The 20,116-nt window shown below is 31.2% G+C and carries 20 protein-coding genes and 1 pseudogene; 1 reads left to right on the top strand and 20 read right to left on the bottom strand.

Features of this window, described 5'->3' with window-relative positions:
* Positions 1-8 precede the first annotated feature (8 nt).
* The 10 genes and pseudogenes from Ctaglu_RS09085 to Ctaglu_RS09045 all read right to left on the bottom strand — a co-directional run.
* Positions 9-791 (bottom strand): annotated as a pseudogene (locus Ctaglu_RS09085) (iron-containing alcohol dehydrogenase); the annotation flags it as partial.
* A 14-nt stretch (positions 792-805) separates the two neighbouring features.
* On the bottom strand, positions 806-1,360 hold the full coding sequence (locus tag Ctaglu_RS09080; RefSeq protein ID WP_125000266.1) for a nitroreductase family protein: 555 nt from the start codon (positions 1,358-1,360) through the stop codon (positions 806-808).
* Positions 1,361-1,423: 63 nt separating this feature from the next.
* Positions 1,424-1,711 (bottom strand): putative quinol monooxygenase, encoded by a 288-nt coding sequence (locus Ctaglu_RS09075; protein WP_125000263.1) that lies wholly within the window; start codon positions 1,709-1,711, stop codon positions 1,424-1,426.
* A 37-nt stretch (positions 1,712-1,748) separates the two neighbouring features.
* On the bottom strand, positions 1,749-2,150 hold the full coding sequence (locus Ctaglu_RS09070; protein WP_125000259.1) for a ferritin family protein: 402 nt from the start codon (positions 2,148-2,150) through the stop codon (positions 1,749-1,751).
* Positions 2,151-2,296: 146 nt separating this feature from the next.
* Entirely contained in the window at positions 2,297-2,917 is a 621-nt protein-coding gene (locus Ctaglu_RS25890; RefSeq protein WP_148097587.1) for a methyl-accepting chemotaxis protein, read from the bottom strand.
* Positions 2,918-2,974: 57 nt separating this feature from the next.
* Entirely contained in the window at positions 2,975-3,934 is a 960-nt protein-coding gene (locus Ctaglu_RS25885) for a HAMP domain-containing protein (protein ID WP_148097586.1), read from the bottom strand.
* A 192-nt stretch (positions 3,935-4,126) separates the two neighbouring features.
* The gene (locus tag Ctaglu_RS09060) at positions 4,127-4,561 is read right to left on the bottom strand and encodes a MarR family transcriptional regulator (RefSeq protein WP_125000256.1); all 435 of its coding nucleotides are present in this window, start codon (positions 4,559-4,561) and stop codon (positions 4,127-4,129) included.
* 249 nt (positions 4,562-4,810) lie between these two features.
* Positions 4,811-6,013, bottom strand: a complete 1,203-nt coding sequence (hydF, locus tag Ctaglu_RS09055; RefSeq protein WP_125000253.1) for a [FeFe] hydrogenase H-cluster maturation GTPase HydF — start codon at positions 6,011-6,013, stop codon at positions 4,811-4,813.
* Between the two features lie 576 nt (positions 6,014-6,589).
* On the bottom strand, positions 6,590-8,005 hold the full coding sequence (gene hydG / locus Ctaglu_RS09050; protein WP_125000250.1) for a [FeFe] hydrogenase H-cluster radical SAM maturase HydG: 1,416 nt from the start codon (positions 8,003-8,005) through the stop codon (positions 6,590-6,592).
* Positions 8,006-8,052: 47 nt separating this feature from the next.
* Positions 8,053-8,298 (bottom strand): TM1266 family iron-only hydrogenase system putative regulator, encoded by a 246-nt coding sequence (locus Ctaglu_RS09045; protein ID WP_125000247.1) that lies wholly within the window; start codon positions 8,296-8,298, stop codon positions 8,053-8,055.
* 351 nt (positions 8,299-8,649) lie between these two features.
* Between Ctaglu_RS09045 and Ctaglu_RS09040 the strand changes: the two genes are divergently transcribed.
* Entirely contained in the window at positions 8,650-9,447 is a 798-nt protein-coding gene (locus Ctaglu_RS09040) for a polysaccharide deacetylase family protein (protein ID WP_233439725.1), read from the top strand.
* 105 nt (positions 9,448-9,552) lie between these two features.
* Here Ctaglu_RS09040 and pssA read toward each other — a convergent pair whose 3' ends face one another.
* The 10 genes from pssA to dhaK all read right to left on the bottom strand — a co-directional run bounded on the left by pssA (position 9,553) and on the right by dhaK (position 20,083).
* On the bottom strand, positions 9,553-10,071 hold the full coding sequence (pssA, locus tag Ctaglu_RS09035) for a CDP-diacylglycerol--serine O-phosphatidyltransferase (protein WP_125000244.1): 519 nt from the start codon (positions 10,069-10,071) through the stop codon (positions 9,553-9,555).
* A 250-nt stretch (positions 10,072-10,321) separates the two neighbouring features.
* Positions 10,322-11,500, bottom strand: a complete 1,179-nt coding sequence (locus Ctaglu_RS09030; protein ID WP_125000241.1) for an acetyl-CoA C-acetyltransferase — start codon at positions 11,498-11,500, stop codon at positions 10,322-10,324.
* 389 nt (positions 11,501-11,889) lie between these two features.
* Positions 11,890-13,602 (bottom strand): sigma-54 interaction domain-containing protein, encoded by a 1,713-nt coding sequence (locus Ctaglu_RS09025; RefSeq protein WP_125000238.1) that lies wholly within the window; start codon positions 13,600-13,602, stop codon positions 11,890-11,892.
* 194 nt (positions 13,603-13,796) lie between these two features.
* A complete protein-coding gene (gene gltS / locus Ctaglu_RS09020) occupies positions 13,797-15,005 on the bottom strand; it encodes a sodium/glutamate symporter (protein ID WP_125000235.1) in 1,209 nt (402 codons plus the stop codon).
* A gap of 154 nt (positions 15,006-15,159) precedes the next feature.
* Entirely contained in the window at positions 15,160-16,035 is an 876-nt protein-coding gene (locus tag Ctaglu_RS09015; protein ID WP_125000232.1) for a DNA-binding domain-containing protein, read from the bottom strand.
* A 2-nt stretch (positions 16,036-16,037) separates the two neighbouring features.
* Entirely contained in the window at positions 16,038-17,276 is a 1,239-nt protein-coding gene (locus tag Ctaglu_RS09010; RefSeq protein WP_125000229.1) for a sensor histidine kinase, read from the bottom strand.
* Between the two features lie 131 nt (positions 17,277-17,407).
* Positions 17,408-17,842, bottom strand: coding sequence for a hydrogenase maturation protease (locus tag Ctaglu_RS09005; RefSeq protein ID WP_125000226.1), 435 nt, complete (start codon positions 17,840-17,842; stop codon positions 17,408-17,410).
* Positions 17,843-17,979: 137 nt separating this feature from the next.
* Complete coding sequence (gene dhaM, locus Ctaglu_RS09000; RefSeq protein ID WP_125000223.1) at positions 17,980-18,369, bottom strand: dihydroxyacetone kinase phosphoryl donor subunit DhaM; 390 nt, start codon at positions 18,367-18,369, stop codon at positions 17,980-17,982.
* Between the two features lie 3 nt (positions 18,370-18,372).
* Positions 18,373-19,023, bottom strand: a complete 651-nt coding sequence (gene dhaL, locus Ctaglu_RS08995) for a dihydroxyacetone kinase subunit DhaL (RefSeq protein ID WP_125000220.1) — start codon at positions 19,021-19,023, stop codon at positions 18,373-18,375.
* Positions 19,024-19,084: 61 nt separating this feature from the next.
* Positions 19,085-20,083 carry a dihydroxyacetone kinase subunit DhaK gene (gene dhaK / locus Ctaglu_RS08990; RefSeq protein WP_125000217.1) on the bottom strand — a complete coding sequence of 333 codons (999 nt, stop codon included), beginning with the start codon at positions 20,081-20,083 and terminating at the stop codon, positions 19,085-19,087.
* Positions 20,084-20,116: the final 33 nt, after the last annotated feature.

The raw sequence follows: 20,116 nt of genomic DNA, 5'->3' as shown, positions 1-20,116 counted from the left end.
AGTATTTTTTAAAAAGCAGCTTTATATATATTTAGTACATCCTGTGCATCTAAAGGTTTGAAGCTTCCAAGTTTTCCGAGTACAGTAGCTTGTTTTGCCATTTCTTCTAGTTTTTCTTCCTTAATTCCAACTTCTCCTAAGGTGGAAGGTATTCCTAATGATACAAAGTGCTCTCTTGTCTTTTTAATAGCATTATGAGCTATTTCATATTTGTCACCACTAGCATCAAGTCCCCAAACATTAACTCCATATTCAACAAACTTGTTTACTGCATTATCATTTAGTGCATACTCCATCCAATGTGGTGTTAAAATTGCAAGACCAACTCCATGAGTAATATCATAGAATGCACTTAACTCATGCTCCATTCCATGAACACTCCACTCTGTTTCTTTTCCATAACTTAATAGGCCATTTATAGCAAGACTTGATGTCCACATTAAGTTTGCTCTTGCTTCATAATTTTCAGGATCAGCAATAGCTTTTTCACCATAATTTATACAAGTTTTAAGAAATGCTTCTGCCATTCTATTTTGAAGATAAGCTCCTTTTGTATTACTAAAGTATACTTCAAAAATATGACTCATTATATCAGCTGTGCCTGCTGCTGTTTGATTTGCAGGCACTGAAAATGTATAAGTAGGATCTAATATTGAAAACTTAGGTGCCATATCTTTATTACCAGTGGCTAATTTTTCACTAGTTTCTAGATTTGTAATTACTGCTCCTGCATCCATTTCAGAACCTGTAGCAGATAATGTTAGTATAGTTGCAATAGGGAGAACTTTATTTTAAAATTAGTTTTTTATCTGATGTAATTTATAACATTTTTATTTCTCTTTGATGGTCCTAAAATAGTATCATTGGCTTTATTTCCTATGGCTACAGCATAAAATGGTTTATATCCATTAGGAAGTCCTAATTTTTTAACTTCATCACTAAGTGAAAAGAAAAATCCAACAAGGCCTACCCATACTGTTCCAAGACCAATACTTTCACTTGCTATTAACATATTTTCTATAGCTGCTGAGCAATCAACTAAAGATGAACTAACATCTTCTTTACCTGAAACTATTATTAGAGTAGGTGCATTATAAAATATATTTACAGCATTATTTCCAATTTTTACTATGCCTTCATCATCACTTTGACGCATCACTTCTTTTGACTTATCACTTATATGGCTAATCATTTCTTTATTTTGTATTACTGTAAAATGCCATGGTTGTGAATTGTTTGCTGTAGGTGCTTGTATACCAGCCGCTAGTATTATTTGTAATTCTTCCTCACCTATTTGCTTGTCTGTATACTTTCTTGTGCTTCTTCTATTTTCTATTACTTTAAGTACTTGGTTTTCCATATGTTTACGCTCCTTATTATATATTAGATTTATTTATACATAACTTATATATAAGTTATTTTTTTAAATTACTTTTTTACAAACATTCATTTCTGGTTTCTTGTCCATATAAACACTCATTTGTGGAACTATCCTTTTAAAATGCTCTGAAGCCATATGCTTATCTAAGTTCTCTATTGTCTCCCATTCTTCTACCATGATTAGTTGATCTGGACTTTTTAGATTTTGGTACATTTCATATTTTATACAACCCTCTTCTTTTATTGTTGTTTCTATTAATTCTTTTGCAAGTTCTAAAATTTTATCAATTTTATCGCCCTTAGCAAAATTTTTCGCTATAACTTTTATCATACAATTTCACTCCTTTTTATAATTTTTTTCTTAATTTTTATGAAAATTTTAATACTAAATCTTTCAATAATTCCCCATGTCGTCCTTCATCTGATGCAGCAGCTTCGATTTGATTGGCTGCTTCTTCTAGCCCAAGATCTCGCACACGTTTAGCAAATTCATTCAGCTTTTCTACACCAGCACTTTCAATTGGAGCTATTTTTCTTAACAACTCAAAAATATCCTCATTAGCATGTCCGTTTAGTACAGCATATATGCCTGAATGGCGTATTTCATCTTTAGCAACCTCCATTAAAACATCTGAAACTTCATGGAGTCCTCTTTCCTTGGCTAGGCATGCTAATGCAGCATACATACCAGCACCCTGTTCTTCACCTTTACAATACCCATCTATTTCTTTTTCTAATTCTGTACCTTTTGTTACTCCAAAAATACTCATATAAATACCTCCTACTTAATAATTTTTATTTTTTCTATATGTTAAATTAAGAAATCTAAAAATCTCAAACTTCTCTTTTTTAATGAACACATTTCTAAAAATCCTTGTCTCTCTTCATTGTTTTATCCACATACTGTTTTTTGCTACTATACATTAAAACTTGAAACACTCTTTTCTAGTACCGCTGCCATCTTAACTAATTTTCTAGAAGTTACTGCCATTTCATTAGTTATAGCTGCTTGTTCTTCTGTAGATGCTGTAACTTCCTCTGAAAGAGATGAAATTTCCTCTGAGTTAGATGCTATTCTTTCCACTGTAGATAAAATTTTATCCCTACCTACTATAGTTCCTTGGAGGACTTCATTCACTCCATCAATTTCCTTTGGAATATTGTTTGCTTTATCAATAACATCCTTAAAAGAAGTTATTGCCACTTCCACATCTTCTTTTATTTCTTCTACTCTTTTAGCTACAATTTCTGTGGTGCCTGAAACATCATGTGTTTCTTGCATTACCCTATTTACTAATTCAGTTATATTTTTTGAAGATGTTAAAACTTCCTCTGCTAACTTTCTTATTTCATCTGCCACTACTGAAAACCCTCGTCCTGCTTCTCCTGCCCTTGCTGCTTCAATAGATGCATTTAAAGCTAAAAGATTTGTTTGAGATGCTACACTATTTATAACATATACTATAGAACTAATTTGTAATATAGTTTCATCTAAATTCCCCACTTTATTTCTTACTATGTCAAAGGAGTTTTGCATATCTCCTATAGTATTGAATAAATTATTTATTCTTTCTGCTCCTTTATTTATATCATTTTATATATATTCTCCACCCTGAGCTAGTTTTACCAATTTAGTATTTACATTATTTAAATCTGATGAGAAATCTTCTAAAAGCCTGACTGCATCTTCTAAAGCCTCTGTTTGCTTAATCCCCTCTTGTGATACGCTGGATACAGAAGATGCTATCTCTTCGCTAGCTATGGATACTTGCTCCCCACCATTTGAAACGCCTTGTGATAAATTATTTAAACTTCCTGCTATATTTTTAATTTTTCTTACAAGTTCTCTAAGATTTTTTGTAGTTTCATTGCTTACAATAGCAAGCCTCCCTATTTCATCTTTACCAGTAACACTATATTCTACTGTTAAATCTCCATTGCCTATTTTTTCTACAGTATCCTTTATGCTCTCTATTGGTTTTGCTATTCGTCTTCCTAGTATAGTTCCTGTGATTATAGCTAATATTAGTATGATTATACCTACAACAATACTTTTTATAATGCCATTAGTTATATAATTTTGCATATTTACAACTGAAATTCCCACTGAAAGACTGGATACTACGTTCTCACCTTCTTTTATTGGAACTGTTACATTATAAGCAGCTGTACCCTGCCATTCATTCATAAATGAAGCTGTATTTCCTTTAAATACACTATCTAGTTCAACAGAGTCAATTTTTTGACCAATGGCATCCTTTGAAGTCCCTGCAACAAGAATTTTATCTGGAGATACAACTCCTATATAATATAAATTCCCTTCTGAATGTTTATAAGCTTCACTTACTAATGACTGTATTTTATCAACATTACCAATTCCTATATTCTCTATATCTGTTTTTATATTATTAGATAAAGTTATTCCATCATATTTCATTTGATTTTGTATTCCTGTTATCATTTGATAGGTTGAAAAGGAAGTAGATACTAATATTATTACAGCTGCCATTAATGCAAAATTAAAAGTCAACCTTTTCCTTATAGAATTAAACATATTTTTACTCCTTCTATTGCTTAGATAATGTAATCACTATCTAAGTTTTATTTATATTCCATTCAATACTTAAATTTTAATATCCTTACTCTTATAGCTCTTAAGGTTTTGTTCATTTTAATACTATCTTTTATGCCATAAATTATAAATTCTTACGTACGTGTACGAACTATAATCTATTGAAAAAAGCTTTTACAGCATTCTTTCAAGATTGCTTAAAGCTTTTTCTATGTCATTTTCAAAAGTATTCCATTGATCTTTATCAAAATTCTTTTGTAATAAATTAAAAAATTCATCTTCAATTTCATATAATTTTTCCTTAATAATATTAGCTTCAGGAGTTAAACTTATGTATACACTCCTTTTATCTTCAGAACAACTGCACTTTTTAATTAATCCTTGATTCTCATACTTTACAATAATATCTGATAAAGAAGATTTAGAAATTTTCCAAATATTCGCTATTTCGTTAAAAAGCAATGGAGTTCCATCTCCTGAAAGAATGTAAAATAATGGAGCATGATTTCTCAAAATTGGCAATCTTTCTTCATTTATTCTTTTTATAATATATTTATCAGAAATATTACAAATCTCATTAATCTTTCTAATAATGCACTTATCTTGCATTTTCTCACCTCATTCGTTCGCGTATGAACTTGTTTGTAAACTTAATTTAACATAAGTATCGAGTGTTGTCAATTAATATTTCATTTTAAGCAATAAAATTGAATCTTGCCACCTCTTATCAGCCCTCTTTCCACTAAGGTATAATCATTCCTAATTATAAAAGAAGTATATAAAAACAAGAAAAATATCCACAGCTAAAACATTTAATCCGTCTTAGTTGTGGATATTAATTTATTTAACAATATTCTTTTAAAAAGCATCCCCCTCAAAAGCACTAAGCACTCTATCTAATATACCATTTATATGAGCTATAGCTATCCCAAAATTGGTAATAGGCATTCCTTCAATGTTAGCCTTTTTAATTCTTGACATTAACTGTTGTCTATTAAACATACAAGCTCCACAATGAAGTATTAGCTTATATTCGCTTAATTTTTCCGGAAAAGAACTTCCTGCGCAGACTGTGATATCTAACTTCCCACCTACTTTTTCCTGAAGCCATATAGGAAGTTTTTCGCGGCCTATATCTCCTTCTAAGGGATGGTGAGTGCAGGCTTCCGCTATAAGAACCTTATCTCCTGGTTTTAAAGTATCTATGGCCCTTGCACCTTTAACTAAACTGTTTAAATCTCCTTTATACCTAGCCATAAGTATAGAGAAGGAAGTAAGTGGTACCTCCTTTGGTATTATAGAATTAACTTTCTTAAATACCTGTGAATCCGTAATTACTAAATCTGGTTTATCCTTTAGCGAGGCTAAAACATCCTCAAGTTCACTATCCTTTACCACTAGTGCCATTGCATCATTATCAAGAAGATCCCTTATTATTTGAACCTGCGGAAGTATTAATCGCCCTTTTGGTGCTTGAATATCTTGTGGAGCTACAACTATTACTCTTGCCTTTGGCTTTACTATGTCCCCAACAATTGTGCTCTTTTCGAAATCTTCTGGAGCCAACTTCATAATAGCTTTTTTTAGCTCATCAATATTCACTTTATCCTTAGCGCTAACCTTAATAAAATCTATATTTATAACCTTTTGAATCCTATCTAATTCCACATCGCCTTTATCAACTTTATTAATAACTCCAACTACAGGAATTTTTCTTCCTTTTAAATCTTCATACCATTTGCTCTCAAAAATTAAATCTCCCACATCTCCATCTATAACCAAAAGAGCCAAATCCGTTTTATCCATAACTTCTTTAGTCTTCTTTATCCGAAGCTCTCCAATTTCGCCTGTGTCATCAAGTCCTGCAGTATCTATAATCACAACAGGCCCTATTGGAAGTAACTCCATAGCCTTATATACAGGGTCCGTAGTCGTCCCTGCTAAATCCGATACTAAAGCAATATCTTGCGCCGTAAGTGCATTAATTAAACTTGACTTACCCACATTTCTTTTTCCAAATATAGCTATATGAAGCCTATTAGCATTGGGTGTTTGTTGCATATCTCAGCCTCCTCCAATTTTAAAATTATATAAGCTGGTTGCTAAATTACACAGCCATCTACTATTCCACGTTCTTAGCCACTAGGCTTTTGTATGCCCCTCCGCGGCAAGAAAATAAATGCAATCACACAAAATATTATCCACAAATAATGAGCGCGTATTTTTTACACACTTTAATCTCAATCTTAAGAACTATCCACAACTTTTATTTTTAAAACCTACAAGTACTTCTAATATTGTTTCTATGTTTCTATGTCTCTATTCCTATTACTTCCAAAGATGCTTAAATTGCGATAGATATTAAATGATACTAAGTATGAAGTTTATCCGTAGTGATTTGCAATAAGTAACGCATAAACATTGAAATTTGATTTAGAAATTCTTCTTTTGCGAATGTAAAACTTTCGTAAGCCTGACAGGAAGTCAGGCTAGCGAACCCGAGGCAGGACGCTGAGTGTGAGCGCTAGAAAGTTTTATATTCGCAAAAGATTAGAATTTCTTAATCAAATTTCACGTTTACAGTTCTTATTGCAAATCACGTAGGATAAACTTCATACTTTTTTAACCTTACATCTACTAAAATCTTAAGTCTCTCTCCCCTTTTTCTATTCTATCTAGTTTCTCCTTCGTTGCCTCTCTTGATTTTTCATTTGGTATCTCTTCAAGTCCTTTTCTTATAGTTTCTTCTACTATTTTATTAATATTTTCATCACCATAATCCAACATAAATTCCTTTAATGTTAGAAGAGCGTTGGGCTGACATACATTATGGATCTGTCCACTTTTTGCAAGTCTCATGAATCTGTCACCAGTTCTTCCTTCTCTGTAGCAAGCAGTGCAATAACTTGGAATATATCCACTTTCACATAAGCTTTTTATGATTTCTTTAGGTGATCTATGATCTCCAATCTCAAATTGTGGTTTTTCTTCACTTTTATGACCACTATATTCATCAGCATATCCGCCAACTCCAGTACAAGAACCTGCACTAACTTGAGATACACCTAATGCTAAAACTTCTTCTCTAAATTTTATATCTTCTCTTGTAGATAAAAGCATTCCTGCATAAGGAACGGCAAGTCTTAACACCGCAACTAATTTTTTAAACTGCTCATCTGTTACTAAATATGGATAATCCTTAAGACTTACATTTTCTGCGGGTCTTAATCTTGGTACTGACACAGTGTGAGGTCCAACACCTGTAGACTCTTCTAAATGCTCTGCATGCATTAGCATTGCTATTGTATCGTATTTATATTCATATAAACCATATAACACTCCAATACCTACATCATCTATCCCTGCCTGCTTTGCTCTGTCCATTGCTGTTGTATGATAATTATAATTATGCTTTGGTCCCTTTGGATGGAATCTTTCATAGGTTTCTTTATGGTAAGTTTCTTGGAACAATATATAAGTTCCTATCTCTGCATCTTTAAGCATTTTATATTCTTCAACGGTTGTAGCAGCAATATTTACATTTATTCTTCTTATACTGCCATTTTCAAATTTTATTGAGTATATGTTTTTTATGCATTCAAGTACGTATTCAATTGGTGTATTAACTGGATCTTCTCCCACTTCAAGGGCCAATCTTTTATGCCCTAAACTTTCTAAAATTTTCACTTCTTCTTTTAACTCTTCCATATTAAGTTTTTTTCTTGAAATACTATCATTTGAATGCTTATACCCACAATATTGACAGTTATTTATGCAAAAACTGCTTACATATAATGGTGCGAAAATTACTATCCTTTTTCCATATATTTTTTCTTTAATTTCTTTAGCGCTTTTAAACATTTCTTGTAATAATTCAGTATCTTCTATATTCAAAAGCACAGAAGCTTCCCTATGAGTAAGCCCAACACAGGTTTTAGCTTTGTTTAAAAGTTCCACTACAAAAGCTTTATCCTCAGCCATTTTCTTTCCGTATTCTATAGACTCATTTATTTCAGAATCAATGATAAAATCCTCAGCTTTATATTCTTTCATTTTTAAATTCCTCCAATATTTTTTATTCTTTCCACTATATTTTTTCTCTATTGCTTAGTTATTGCAGCTTTAACATTTACCCCTGGAATCTTTCCAATCTTACCTGTCATTGCACTTATTTCGTCCATGGTCCCATCTACAATTATAGAAATTACAAATATTCCTCTGTCCTTGTAAGGCACTCCAATTCTTCCTACAATTAAATCCCCAAAATCGTGCAGTATGTCGTTAACAAAAGTAGCATTAGTAAATTCTTCTATTATAATTCCTACAACGCCAATTCTTTTTTCCATATTATCCCTCTATTCTTTATGCCATTTTTTTTAGCACAAGGTATCCAAAATTTCCGCCAAATAATAAAACCTTCTACAAAATGTAAAAGGTCAAAGTATACCTATTAATGTTTAATACTTTTACCCTCCTTTTGCTTAGATAAACTCTTAACAATTAGGTTCGAATTTATAATAATTAATCATCACCTAAAGTTCTGATTAATTAGTTTGTTTTCCATACAGTCAGAAAATTCTTTCTATACGGAACAATGTAATTATACAAAATTTCAGTGTTCATTGTCAATCATTTATCAATGATTTATCAATTAAAAATATACTGCTTTAATATACATTTCTTTGGGTAAACTAATTATGAAAAAATTAAAGGTAGGCGATAATATGACTCTTAGAAAAAGATATATTCTTCTTTTTTTTATTACTCCTATTATTCTATTATTTTTAACTAACAGTGCTGGCAAAAATAATATAATAAAAAATAGCCCAGCATTTATATCTTTAAATTTATTATGTAAAAGCTCTGCTGATATAACCCCTCCCAAAATTGCTTATTTAACTTTTGATGATGGCCCTACTTATGTTGTTACAGGTGCACTATTAGATGTATTAAAAAAACAAAATGTAAAAGCTACTTTTTTTGTAGTAGGTAAGGAAATTGAAGGAAAGGAGTCAATTCTTAAGAGAATATATAATGAAGGTCACGGTATAGGTCTTCACACCTACAGTCATGATTTCAAAAAAATATATAGAAGCACAGAGGGTTTTATTGATGAAATGACAAAAACTTCTCATAAAATAAAGGAGGTTACAGGCTTTGCTCCTAAGATTATTAGGTTTCCTGGTGGTAGTTCTAAGCGCTTAAATGCTCTTTCCTTAGATGATCTTCATAAAAACAATTTTAAAGTGTACGATTGGAATGTTAATATATATGATGGTATAAACCCTAATTTAAACGTCGACCAGCTTATTTGCAACTCAAAAATAATTAAAGGCAATAAAGATGCAGCCATAATTCTAATGCATTGCAATTTCAATAATAAAAACACTGTAGTCGCTCTACCTAACATCATAAAATATTATAAAGATTTAGGCTATGAATTTAAAGCTATTACTGAAGATACGCCTGAGTATTACTACAGATTTAAAAATTAAAAAAAGCCTCACCATAAAGTGAGGCAACTACAATAATTGCATTTTAAAATATATTTTATTAAAATTCCATTACAATATTATTTAAACTTATGTCTTATTATCCTATTACATTTTTTTAAATTTAAATTTACTTACCATCAAATAAGATAATACAATCATTAAAAAAATAGTAGGTCCTAAATTTAGAGGTCGATTAAACACAAATAGTGCATACAGCGCCAAAAATGTGCCTGTAATGGTGATAGGAATTCCTGAAAAAACTCCATCAAAATCTGTAATATTATATTTTGCTAATCTATAAGCTCCTGCTACTGGAAAAACTAAAACCATTAAATATCCAATATAACCTAGCTCCACAAAATTATAAATATTAAATATTAATATGGAAGGTGCTACACCAAAAGATATTAAATCACATAATGAATCTAACTCTTTGCCTAAATCATTATCTACTTTTAAAAACCTAGCTATTCTTCCATCGTACCTATCAAATATTCCTGCTAAAAGAATAAATAATGCTGCTAATTTATAATTGCTCTCAAAGCTCATAAGTATAGACATAATTCCACAAGACATATTGCTTAATGTGAAAATGTTTGGAAGCGCATTTTTTATTTTAACCATCTATATCACTCCTATAATTATAATTATACCATAATAGTTCCAGTTATTCTTTAGTATTATGCCACATTATTATTAAATCCATCTTAAATTTTTTTTTATTACTAATTTACCATAAAAAATCAAGTTAATTTTTGATAATATATAAATATTTAACCTCTCTTCTAATTAATTTCAGAAAGATTAATAAATAATTACATGCTTTTCTTGCAAATAAAAAAGACCAGTATTTTTTACTGGTCTTTCATTTAATTTATCTTTGAACAATAATGGCCGTTCCTTGACCTCCACCTATGCATAAGGTAGCAAGCCCAGTTTTAGAATCTCTTTTTATCATTTCATGTATTAATGTAACAAGTATTCTTGCTCCTGAAGCCCCTACTGGGTGACCTAATGCTATCGCTCCACCATTAACATTTACTATTTCTGTATTGAATCCTAAATCTTTAGCTACAGCTAATGATTGAGCAGCAAATGCTTCGTTAGCTTCTATTAAATCTAAATCCGCTACAGTCATTCCTGCTTTTTCTAATGCTTTTCTAGATGCAGGAACTGGTCCATATCCCATTATTTTTGGATCTACCCCACCTGATGCATAAGCTTTTATTGTAACTAACGGTTTAACTCCTAGTTCCTCAGCCTTTGCCTTTGACATTACTATAAACATAGCTGCACCATCATTTATTCCTGATGCATTACCAGCTGTTACAGTACCATCTTTTTTAAAGGCAGGTTTTAATTTTCTTAGTTTTTCTATAGTTGAACCAGCTTTTGGAAATTCATCTGTATCAAATATTATTGGGTCGCCTTTTCTTTGAGGGATTGAAACTGGAACAATCTCATCTTTAAATTTGCCTTCTTTTATAGCTTTTTCAGCTTTCAATTGACTTTTTAAAGAAAATTGATCTTGCTCTTCTCTTGTTATATTCCATTTCTCTGCGATATTTTCTGCAGTAACGCCCATATGATAGTTATTAAATGCATCCCAAAGAGAATCATTAATCATAGTATCAACTATTTTTCCATCTCCCATTCTTGCACCCCATCTATTGTTTGGAAGTGCATATGGAGCATTACTCATGCTTTCTGTTCCACCTGCTAGTACTATATCTGCGTCTCCACACATTATAAATTGTGCTGCCATGCTTACAGCTCTTAGTCCCGAACCACATATTTTATTTATTGTAAGAGCTGAAGATTCTTCAGACATCCCCGCGTATATAGCTATTTGTCTTGCAACATTTTGTCCAAGTCCTGCTTGTATTACATTACCAATAACAGCTTCCTGTATTAGTTCTGGTTTAACACCTGATCTTTTTATAGCCTCTTTAGCTGCAATAGTTCCTATTTCTACAGCTGACAATTTTGCTAATGCTCCACCAAAACTTCCTACTGCTGTTCTTACTGCTGACACAATTACTACGTCTCTCATATATATAACCTCCATTTATTTATTCCACTAATAGCTTATTACAATATAATAGGAATTTATCATTTGCTTTAACTTTTTTCCTATGTATATATTATATAGCATTTTTCGTGCCAAGTTAAGAAAATCCTGTAAATCACACTATATCAACGTTTTCTCTTATTATAACACAACTTATGACTTCAAGTGTAAACTTAGTTTACATTAATAGTTCCATTAATTTTCTCATTTTAATTTTGTTAATATTATAACTTTATCGTTAAAAAAATCACCAAAAGTATTTTCAACGCCTTAATATATGTATACATTTAGTTCTTCAGATAATTCTCTCCTAATATACTATAACTATTATTGATATGAAACAATATATGTAAACAAAGTTTACATGTATACTATTGTAGATTGGCTATTTCCATTAAATTATACCGGTTTAATTTTTTGTATAATCCAGCTCTGCTAAGCCCTAATCTTTTCGCTGTTTCTCTTTTATTTCCGCCTGTTTTTCCTATACACTCCATAATAAGATCCTTTTCAATAGTTTCAACAACATCTTTCAAATAATTATTTTCTAATGAATATTTTTTTATATTATTTTTAATTATCTTTTCTGGCAAATGCCTTGGCATTATACAAAGCTCTGCATCAAGCAAGTTTATAGCTCTTTCTATTACGTTTTCAAGTTGCCTTATATTCCCAGGCCAACTATAAGATTTTAAATAATCAATGGCCTCGCTAGAAATACCTTCGGAATAAACCCCGTATTTTTTACTTATTTTTTTTCGAAGTTCATTTGATAATTCTTCAATATCTTCCGTCCTCTCTCTTAATGATGGTAATTTCAAATGCATAACATCCAATCTGTAATACAGATCTTCTCTAAACTTTCCATCTTTTATTAACCCTTCTAGTGACTTATTAGTAGATGCAATAATACGTACATCAACCTTTATAACATTGTTTCCGCCAACCCTGACTAACTCTTTTTCTTGAATAACCCTTAAAAGCTTAACTTGCATATTCATAGGCATATCACCAATTTCATCTAATAAAATGGTGCCTCCATTTGCATGTTCAAACTTACCTTTCTTGCCTGATCTTTTAGCACCAGTAAAAGCCCCTTCTTCATATCCAAACATTTCTGACTCAAAAAGCTCTGCTGGGATAGCTCCACAATTTATTTTTACAAAAGGTTTTAAACACCTTCTACTGGCATTATGAATAGAATGAGCAAAAAGTTCTTTACCTGTTCCACTCTCACCAGTAATTAAAACGTTTGACTCTATTTTTGCTACTCTTTTTGCCATTTTCATTACCTCGCGGCTCTTAACACCATGTCCTATAATATTCCTAAAAGTATATATTGCTTTTCCATCTCCGCATAACTCATTTTTATAGTATTCAACTTCTTTTTCCAAATTCCACAATTTATTACTCAATATCTTGAAATTGCTCAAATCCTTAAACATTACTTTTCCAATGGCCCCTACAACTTTACCCTGTTCTTTTATAGGAACTCTCATAGAAATCATTTTATGCCCATTAGCCTCTTGAAGTTCTCCAAATTGTTTTTCCCCAGTTTTTGCTACTATATGTAATTTTGTGTTTTCAATAACCTGTGTCACATGCTTTCCCTCTGGACTTTTGCAATTAACAAGTTCTTTATATGCATTACTCATCATAGTTATTATTCCATTTTTATTTACTACAACTACACACTCATTTACAGTATTAATAATTGTATTTAAAATGCTTTCGGAATCGTCACCATCATCTTGCAGGTTTACAAATAGATTATCTTCTTTTTCTTCACTAAATATTTGGAGTGCACCTATAACTTCACCCTTAACAGTTATTGCGCTACGGGTTACAATAAACTTTCCCTCTTTTATATTTCCTTTCGTTTCTCCCTTTTCAAATACCTTTAATAATTCACTATGTGGAAATATATCTAATATATTTTTTTCTATACTATCTTCTGCATTAACCCTTAACATTTTTTCAGCAGCTTTATTAATGATTTTTATGATGCCTTTATTGTCTATAACAATAACCCCTTCATTAATACTGCATATAACTTCATTATAGTAATCATTAATTATATCCATTTGTCACCTTCCTTAAAGCTTATGCTTTAATTATAAAGTTCATACTTTTTTTTATCAAGCCATAAGTTTAAAATCCTTTACAAAGACTTGATTTATACCTTAGAAAAATAAAAATAGCGAGATATTTTCTCGCTATTTTTAACTTTTTTATTATTACTTATACTTTTAACTATTTGGTAAAATTCGCATGTTTATTATTTCCCAAAAACATCAATAAACATTGTAATAACTCCAGTATTACAGAAATCTATAAATAAGCTTCCCACCAGTGGCACAATAAAAAACGCCCTTGGAGCATGACCATATTTTGCTGTCATAGCTCCCATGTTGGCCATTGCGTTTGGTGTAGCACCCATGCCAAATCCACAATTACCAGAAGCCATTACAGCTGCATCATAATCTCTCCCCATTAAGTTGAAGGTTACAAAATATGCAAAACATCCCATCAAAATCGTCTGAGCTAATAACATTACTATTAGTGGCATTGCTAAATCTGCTAATTGCCATAGCTTTAGTCCCATAAGCGCCATAGATAAGAATAATGATAATGAAACTCCTCCTATGATATCGATTTCATCTTCATAAACTTTATATAAATTTGTAGAATCAGATATATTTCGAAGTACTGCGGCTGCAAACATAGCACCTATGTATGGTGGAAAAGTCCTGCCTGTTTTTTCTAGTAAAAGAGATATAATTGTACCTATTCCCATGGCTAAAAAAATCTGAGACGTAGCACCCATAAAATTGTCAGGATTTAGCTGTTTTTCAGTGTTTTCTTTTATTACAGCTGCCTCTTTGTAATCATGTGAATTAATCATTTTCATAGGGTATGAAAGATTATTTTTTTCAATTAATCTTTTTCCTAAAGGTCCTCCAATGATACTTCCCATAATTAAGCCAAAAGTTGCTGATGCCATTGCTACTGTGGTGGCCCCTACTGCTCCTGCTTTTTCGAATACTGGACCAAATGCACCTGATGTTCCATGTCCACCAACCATAGGAACAGAAGCTGTTGAAAGGCCTATAAGTGGATTTAAACCGAACATCTTAGCAAGTGCGACTCCTGTAAAGTCTTGAAGAACACAAAGTAATATGGATATTCCTAAAAAAATAAAAACTCCTTTTCCACCTTTTTTAAGTAATTTAAGACTTGCAGTATACCCAATAGTTGTAAAGAATGCGGTCATAAATACCTTTTGAAGTGTTATGTCCATATCAAAAATCAATATGTTACTTAATTTTAGTATTAAAGTAATTATTGCAAAAATTAATCCTCCAATTACAGGTGCTGGTATACAGTATCTATCTAAAACTTCCAATTTATTTTTGATTTTTTGTCCTATAAATAGAACAACAACTGCTAATGCTACCGCTTGAATCATATCTAATTTAAAAGCCATTTGTTATGCCTCCTTATAATTTTTCTACATTATAATATATTGTAAGGGGCTTATACAAATAACAACGGAATACTACAAGATACTACAGCTTAAAATTAAATTTTCAAACTATTCATACCATTTATTGTGAACTTAAGCTATATTACTAAAATTATTAAGAGCCTAATTTAGTAATAATACTTTCAATGAATTTTTTTGTATTTATTTTTCCTGGTTCCTCTAAAGCATTGTTTATATGTCTCATTTCTTGCCTTACTTGTTTAAAGTCAAATAATAAAGTGCTATATTCCATAAAAACGCTACTACTGTAGTCATCACAACCCAGCTCTGATATAGTCTCTAAAGCCTTTTGAATAGTTCTTCTAACCCTTTGTTCTAAAGCTCTTTTATTTGCATTTAGATTTCCATCCACATGTTCTTCCTGTACCATTTCATAGTATATTTTTTGTAGCTTATAGGTGGAGTTTGGACTCTTTTTTTTAAAATCCATTATTTTATGTATGATTTTTATTAACTCATTACTTCCTACGGCACCAGCGATACCTATATCAGCGAAAATATTAGTTATTCCATCATCTATAAATAATTCTCTTGTTACATTTTTATCACTATTTAAGTTTAATACTGCGCTCTTTATAAGGGCTAGTGAATGTTCTAACTCAATATTATGACATATGCCTTTTATAACATTAATAACCTCTATACTGTTTATAGGTTTGCTTATAAAAAAAATTACTCCATTTTCATATGCTTTTGATACCACAGATTCATCTTCAACCTGTGATATCATAATAAACTTGCCCTTATATCCTTGTTTCTTGCTAGCTTTCATTATTTCAATTCCATCCACTATAGGTAACAAAAGATCAATAAGTACTATATCCGGATTATAGAATAGAATCTCTTGCACAGCATCCTTGCCACTTTCTATTTCACATATAACTTTTCCAAGGTTATTTTTTTTTATGAGAAGTCCTAGCATTTTTCTAATGCTAATATCATCATCAACAATCAAAAAAGTCATTTCCATAATTATCCTCCATTCAGTGAGTTTTTAGGTATTTTTAATATAAAAGTAGTACCTAGATTTACTTCTGATTTTACTTCTATATATCCACCTAAATTATCAATGATATTCTTTACATGTGAAAGTCCTATGCCCGTAGAAGCTTCTCCTGTTATATCATCATACTTAGTAGTAAAACCTGCATTAAAAATATAAGGAAAAATATCTTCATCAATCCCTTTTCCTGTATCAGTTACCTCAAAATATATATTGTCTTCATCCTCTTTTTCAGATGTTTTAATGAAATCACTATTTTCACAGTCATCTATACTATTTATAATTAGATTATTAAGTATAACAAATAAATTACAATGATCCTTAACCGTAAAATCTTTTTCAAAATGGAATGATATTTCTATTTCTTTATTGCTTTCTTTTATATATCTGCTAGTGTTATCTTTAATTATAGTAAAAATATTGGAAAGTGTCATTTCATCTTCATTTTCAAAATTATCTATAAGTGCTTCAAATCCCTTTAAAACTCTATAATAATCTTTTTTTATCTCATGTACTTCTCTAGCAATGTCCAAAGTTTTTTCTCTTAAATATTCATTATTCTTATAGGTTTCATATAAACTATAACTTTTTGACATTACCTTTTCAATATCCTTCATAGACTTCTTTAAATAAAACATCTCTGCCTGTATATTTGAAATTAACAAATTTAACTCAGTGTATCTTTTCTGATGTTCGCTGTTCAAAATAAATAATTTTTGTTTATTATAAGTAAGGTAAGCCAGATAAGTTATAGATCCTCTTATAAATCCTACAAAAATTATAATTCTTACAATATAGACATTAATACCATTTCTCATAACGGCTTCACCTAAATTACAAAAGGAATCGGTTAATGCCAATATAAAAATTGTGTTAACTATACTGTTTTTATATTTCCTAACTTTAGTAATCTTAAGAAGAACTCCATAGATTAAATAATATAAAAGTGATGGAAAATTTAAAACTAATGTATCTATAATATCATGGTGTAAAAGCAATACACCAAAAATATTTCTTGTCATAAATACACCGAGGCCACATAAAATTCCCATTGTTACTTCTGACATATCCTCCATCATAAGTGCGCATAAATTAAAAGTAATTACCCCTGCGGAAAATTTCAGTGCGCTTTCAAATGGATAAAAATATATCTCCCCAAATAGGGATACAATTAATGATATTATAATATATTTGTTTATTTTTGACATCTAACCCTCCAAAAAAAATAAATGTTATTTATCTTGCCTATATCTTTTGTAAAAATCCTCATTTTAATCATAATGCACATTCAAATAAATAACAAGTCGTGGGCTAGTCTATTTGGTGATCATAAAAAAACTTATGTTATAAAGTTCAATATGTCCCTAGATATATAATCTATTTCTCCTTGCAGCCTATGACTTAGTCCAATATTTATATCTATATTAGCAATTTCTATTCCTATGAAATAACCCTTAATATCCATCTTATAACTATTTACTAGTTCCATTAAACCTAAAGAATGAATAGACCTACAGTCGCCGCTAGTATTTTTAATATCTTTTAATTTTTTAAAAGTTACCGTACCTGGAACATTCCCATAATATGTTGAATCTATAATATAGAATATATCTTGTTGATTTAATTTTGAAAAGCAAAAGTCCACATCTGTTTCCCCTACAATAGTTTCTATATTTTTCTCCTCTAACTCATTTTTAATTTTTTCTAAAATCATTACCGCTACTGCATCATCCATCATTAACCTATTCCCTATAGCAATGACTTTTTTGCCCATATTAACTCAACTCCTCCTATTTATCCCTCATATATATATACTGAAAAAATCTTTCCATTATGTAGTATTTACTTCATAATCAGTAAATAAAAAAAATACTGTATTGGAATTTTCCAATACAGTATTTTTTTTTAATTTTATGGCATTTTATGAAGACATAAACCCTTAACCGCTTCTTGAATTTCTGTTAAATCTTTACCAATACTACTTTCCACTGCCACCACAATAGCTCCCTCAACTAAAGCCGCATCAATAATCACGACATTTTTCTGCATTTCATCTGAAAGAGTTTCAATAGCCATCTGTGCATTCATATATGCACTACCAAGATCAAATAATATGGCTACACCGTCTTCTGAATATACTTTATTTATTGCCAAAATAATTTTTTCTATATCTGTTCCTAGCCCATTATCACTAGTCCCACCAGCTGCTACAATAGGCACATTATCCGCCATTTGAAGTGCTAACTCTTTTACGCCTTCTGCAACTTTACTACTATGAGAAATTATTACGATTCCTACCATATATTACACCAATCCTTCTTTTATGTCCTTTACTCCTTCATAAACAGTATTTAATATTAAATAGCTTGAAGTTGCTCCTGCATCTTGATGACCAATACTTCTTTCTCCAAGATAACTAGCTCTTCCCTTAGTAGCAATTATAGTTTTTGTATATTCTACTCCCTTTATTGCTGCATCTTTTGAAGCTTTTAAAATATCTATTGGCACTAATCCCGCCTTTAAAGCTTCTTTCATAGCATCAATAGCTGGTGCTATTGCATCTATCATTGTCTTTTCTCCGCTAACCGCTTTTCCTCGCATCAAAACTCCGCCTAAGGCTGCCTCTAATATTTTAATAAAATCTTCAATATCTATATTTGCTTTTCCTTTAACTTCTAGCGCAGCTTTCATAAATGCTGTACCATATAGTGGTCCTGATGCACCTCCTACGTTTGAAACTAATGCCATTCCGGTGTTCTTAAGAATTTCTCCAATGTCGCATCCATTATCGCCTCTTAATTTTTCTTTAACAGCATTAAACCCCTTATTCATGTTAATTCCATGATCTCCATCACCTATAGCTGCATCTAGCTCACATAAATAATTCTTATTTTCTTCAATTACATTCGCGATTTTATTTAATATTGAAATTACTTGTAATCCTGAAATACTCATTTTATTACCTCCCCTATATACTAAAGTGTTTTGATTTCAAGTCATCAGAGGCATTATTAGGCTATAACACTTTTAACGCTGGTGTATCTGCCGGTGCATCTAATAGAACCTTTAATTCATCATCAAGTTTTAATAATGTAACAGAAAATCCTGCCATTTCAAGAGAGGTCATAAATTCTCCAACAAATGTTTTATAAACTTTTACACCCTTTTCTTCTAAGATCTTATGAACTTTTCTATTAACAATATAAAGCTCCATTAATGGTGTAGCTGCAAGTCCATTAATCATAACTGCTACTTGCTCCCCTGGCTCCAGTGGCATATCAGCTAATATTTTCAAAAGCATGTGTTCTACTATTTCATCAACTGGACTTAGAGTTTCTCTATGAGTACCTGGTTCCCCATGTATACCCATGCCAATTTCAACTTCATCTTGGGCTAAACTAAAATTAGGTTTGCCTGCTGCAGGAACTATGCAGGGCGTTATTGCCATTCCCATACTTCGCACATTTGCTATTACCTTTTCAGCTACTGCCTTAACCTCCTCAAGACTTGCTCCCGTTTCTGCTTTTGCCCCAGCTATTTTATGAACAAATACAGTTCCAGCTATGCCACGTCTTCCAGCTGTAAAAAGACTATTTTCAACTGCTACATCATCATTAACAACAACCCTTGCAATTTTTATTCCATCCATCTCAGCCATTTCACTGGCCATTTCAAAATTCATTATATCTCCTGTATAGTTTTTAACTACTAGAAGAACTCCAAGTTCACCATGGACTGCTTTTACAGCTTCATATATTTGATCTGGAGTTGGAGATGTAAATACTGCACCACACACTGCTGCATCTAACATTCCCATTCCTACATACCCGCCATGTGCTGGTTCATGTCCACTTCCTCCCCCACTAACTAATGCAACTTTTCCTGATATAGGCGAATTTTTTCTAACAAGTACATCTACATTTTCAAGTTTTCTAACATAATCTGGATGTGCCATTACTATACCTTCCAGCATCTCCTCAACAACAAATTCCGGGTTATTAATTAGTTTTTTCATCTATAATCGCCTCCATTTAATAAATAAAACTTA

Origin of the sequence: Clostridium tagluense, from assembly GCF_003865095.1 — a bacterium.
Classification (GTDB): domain Bacteria; phylum Bacillota; class Clostridia; order Clostridiales; family Clostridiaceae; genus Clostridium_AD; species Clostridium_AD tagluense.
The sequence above is the reverse complement of the archived record's forward strand: the minus strand, read 5'-3'. Positions and strand labels throughout refer to the sequence as shown.

Bases quoted from the DNA above. Each gene is read 5' to 3' on its own strand.
- Ctaglu_RS09005 (WP_125000226.1), bottom strand. From the start codon at position 17,842: ATGGGCAAAAAAGTCATTGCTATAGGGAATAGGTTAATGATGGATGAT.
- Ctaglu_RS09015 (WP_125000232.1), bottom strand. From the start codon at position 16,035: ATGGAAATGACTTTTTTGATTGTTGATGATGATATTAGCATTAGAAAA.
- Ctaglu_RS09080 (WP_125000266.1), bottom strand. From the start codon at position 1,360: ATGGAAAACCAAGTACTTAAAGTAATAGAAAATAGAAGAAGCACAAGA.
- dhaL (WP_125000220.1), bottom strand. From the start codon at position 19,023: ATGAGTATTTCAGGATTACAAGTAATTTCAATATTAAATAAAATCGCG.
- pssA (WP_125000244.1), bottom strand. From the start codon at position 10,071: ATGGTTAAAATAAAAAATGCGCTTCCAAACATTTTCACATTAAGCAAT.
- Ctaglu_RS09070 (WP_125000259.1), bottom strand. From the start codon at position 2,150: ATGAGTATTTTTGGAGTAACAAAAGGTACAGAATTAGAAAAAGAAATA.
- Ctaglu_RS09075 (WP_125000263.1), bottom strand. From the start codon at position 1,711: ATGATAAAAGTTATAGCGAAAAATTTTGCTAAGGGCGATAAAATTGAT.
- Ctaglu_RS09010 (WP_125000229.1), bottom strand. From the start codon at position 17,276: ATGTCAAAAATAAACAAATATATTATAATATCATTAATTGTATCCCTA.
- Ctaglu_RS25885 (WP_148097586.1), bottom strand. From the start codon at position 3,934: ATGTTTAATTCTATAAGGAAAAGGTTGACTTTTAATTTTGCATTAATG.
- Ctaglu_RS09040 (WP_233439725.1), top strand. From the start codon at position 8,650: ATGAAAAAATTAAAGGTAGGCGATAATATGACTCTTAGAAAAAGATAT.
- Ctaglu_RS09025 (WP_125000238.1), bottom strand. From the start codon at position 13,602: ATGGATATAATTAATGATTACTATAATGAAGTTATATGCAGTATTAAT.
- Ctaglu_RS09030 (WP_125000241.1), bottom strand. From the start codon at position 11,500: ATGAGAGACGTAGTAATTGTGTCAGCAGTAAGAACAGCAGTAGGAAGT.
- hydG (WP_125000250.1), bottom strand. From the start codon at position 8,005: ATGAAAGAATATAAAGCTGAGGATTTTATCATTGATTCTGAAATAAAT.
- Ctaglu_RS09045 (WP_125000247.1), bottom strand. From the start codon at position 8,298: ATGGAAAAAAGAATTGGCGTTGTAGGAATTATAATAGAAGAATTTACT.
- dhaK (WP_125000217.1), bottom strand. From the start codon at position 20,083: ATGAAAAAACTAATTAATAACCCGGAATTTGTTGTTGAGGAGATGCTG.
- dhaM (WP_125000223.1), bottom strand. From the start codon at position 18,369: ATGGTAGGAATCGTAATAATTTCTCATAGTAGTAAAGTTGCAGAAGGC.
- hydF (WP_125000253.1), bottom strand. From the start codon at position 6,013: ATGCAACAAACACCCAATGCTAATAGGCTTCATATAGCTATATTTGGA.
- Ctaglu_RS09060 (WP_125000256.1), bottom strand. From the start codon at position 4,561: ATGCAAGATAAGTGCATTATTAGAAAGATTAATGAGATTTGTAATATT.
- Ctaglu_RS25890 (WP_148097587.1), bottom strand. From the start codon at position 2,917: ATGCAAAACTCCTTTGACATAGTAAGAAATAAAGTGGGGAATTTAGAT.
- gltS (WP_125000235.1), bottom strand. From the start codon at position 15,005: ATGGCTTTTAAATTAGATATGATTCAAGCGGTAGCATTAGCAGTTGTT.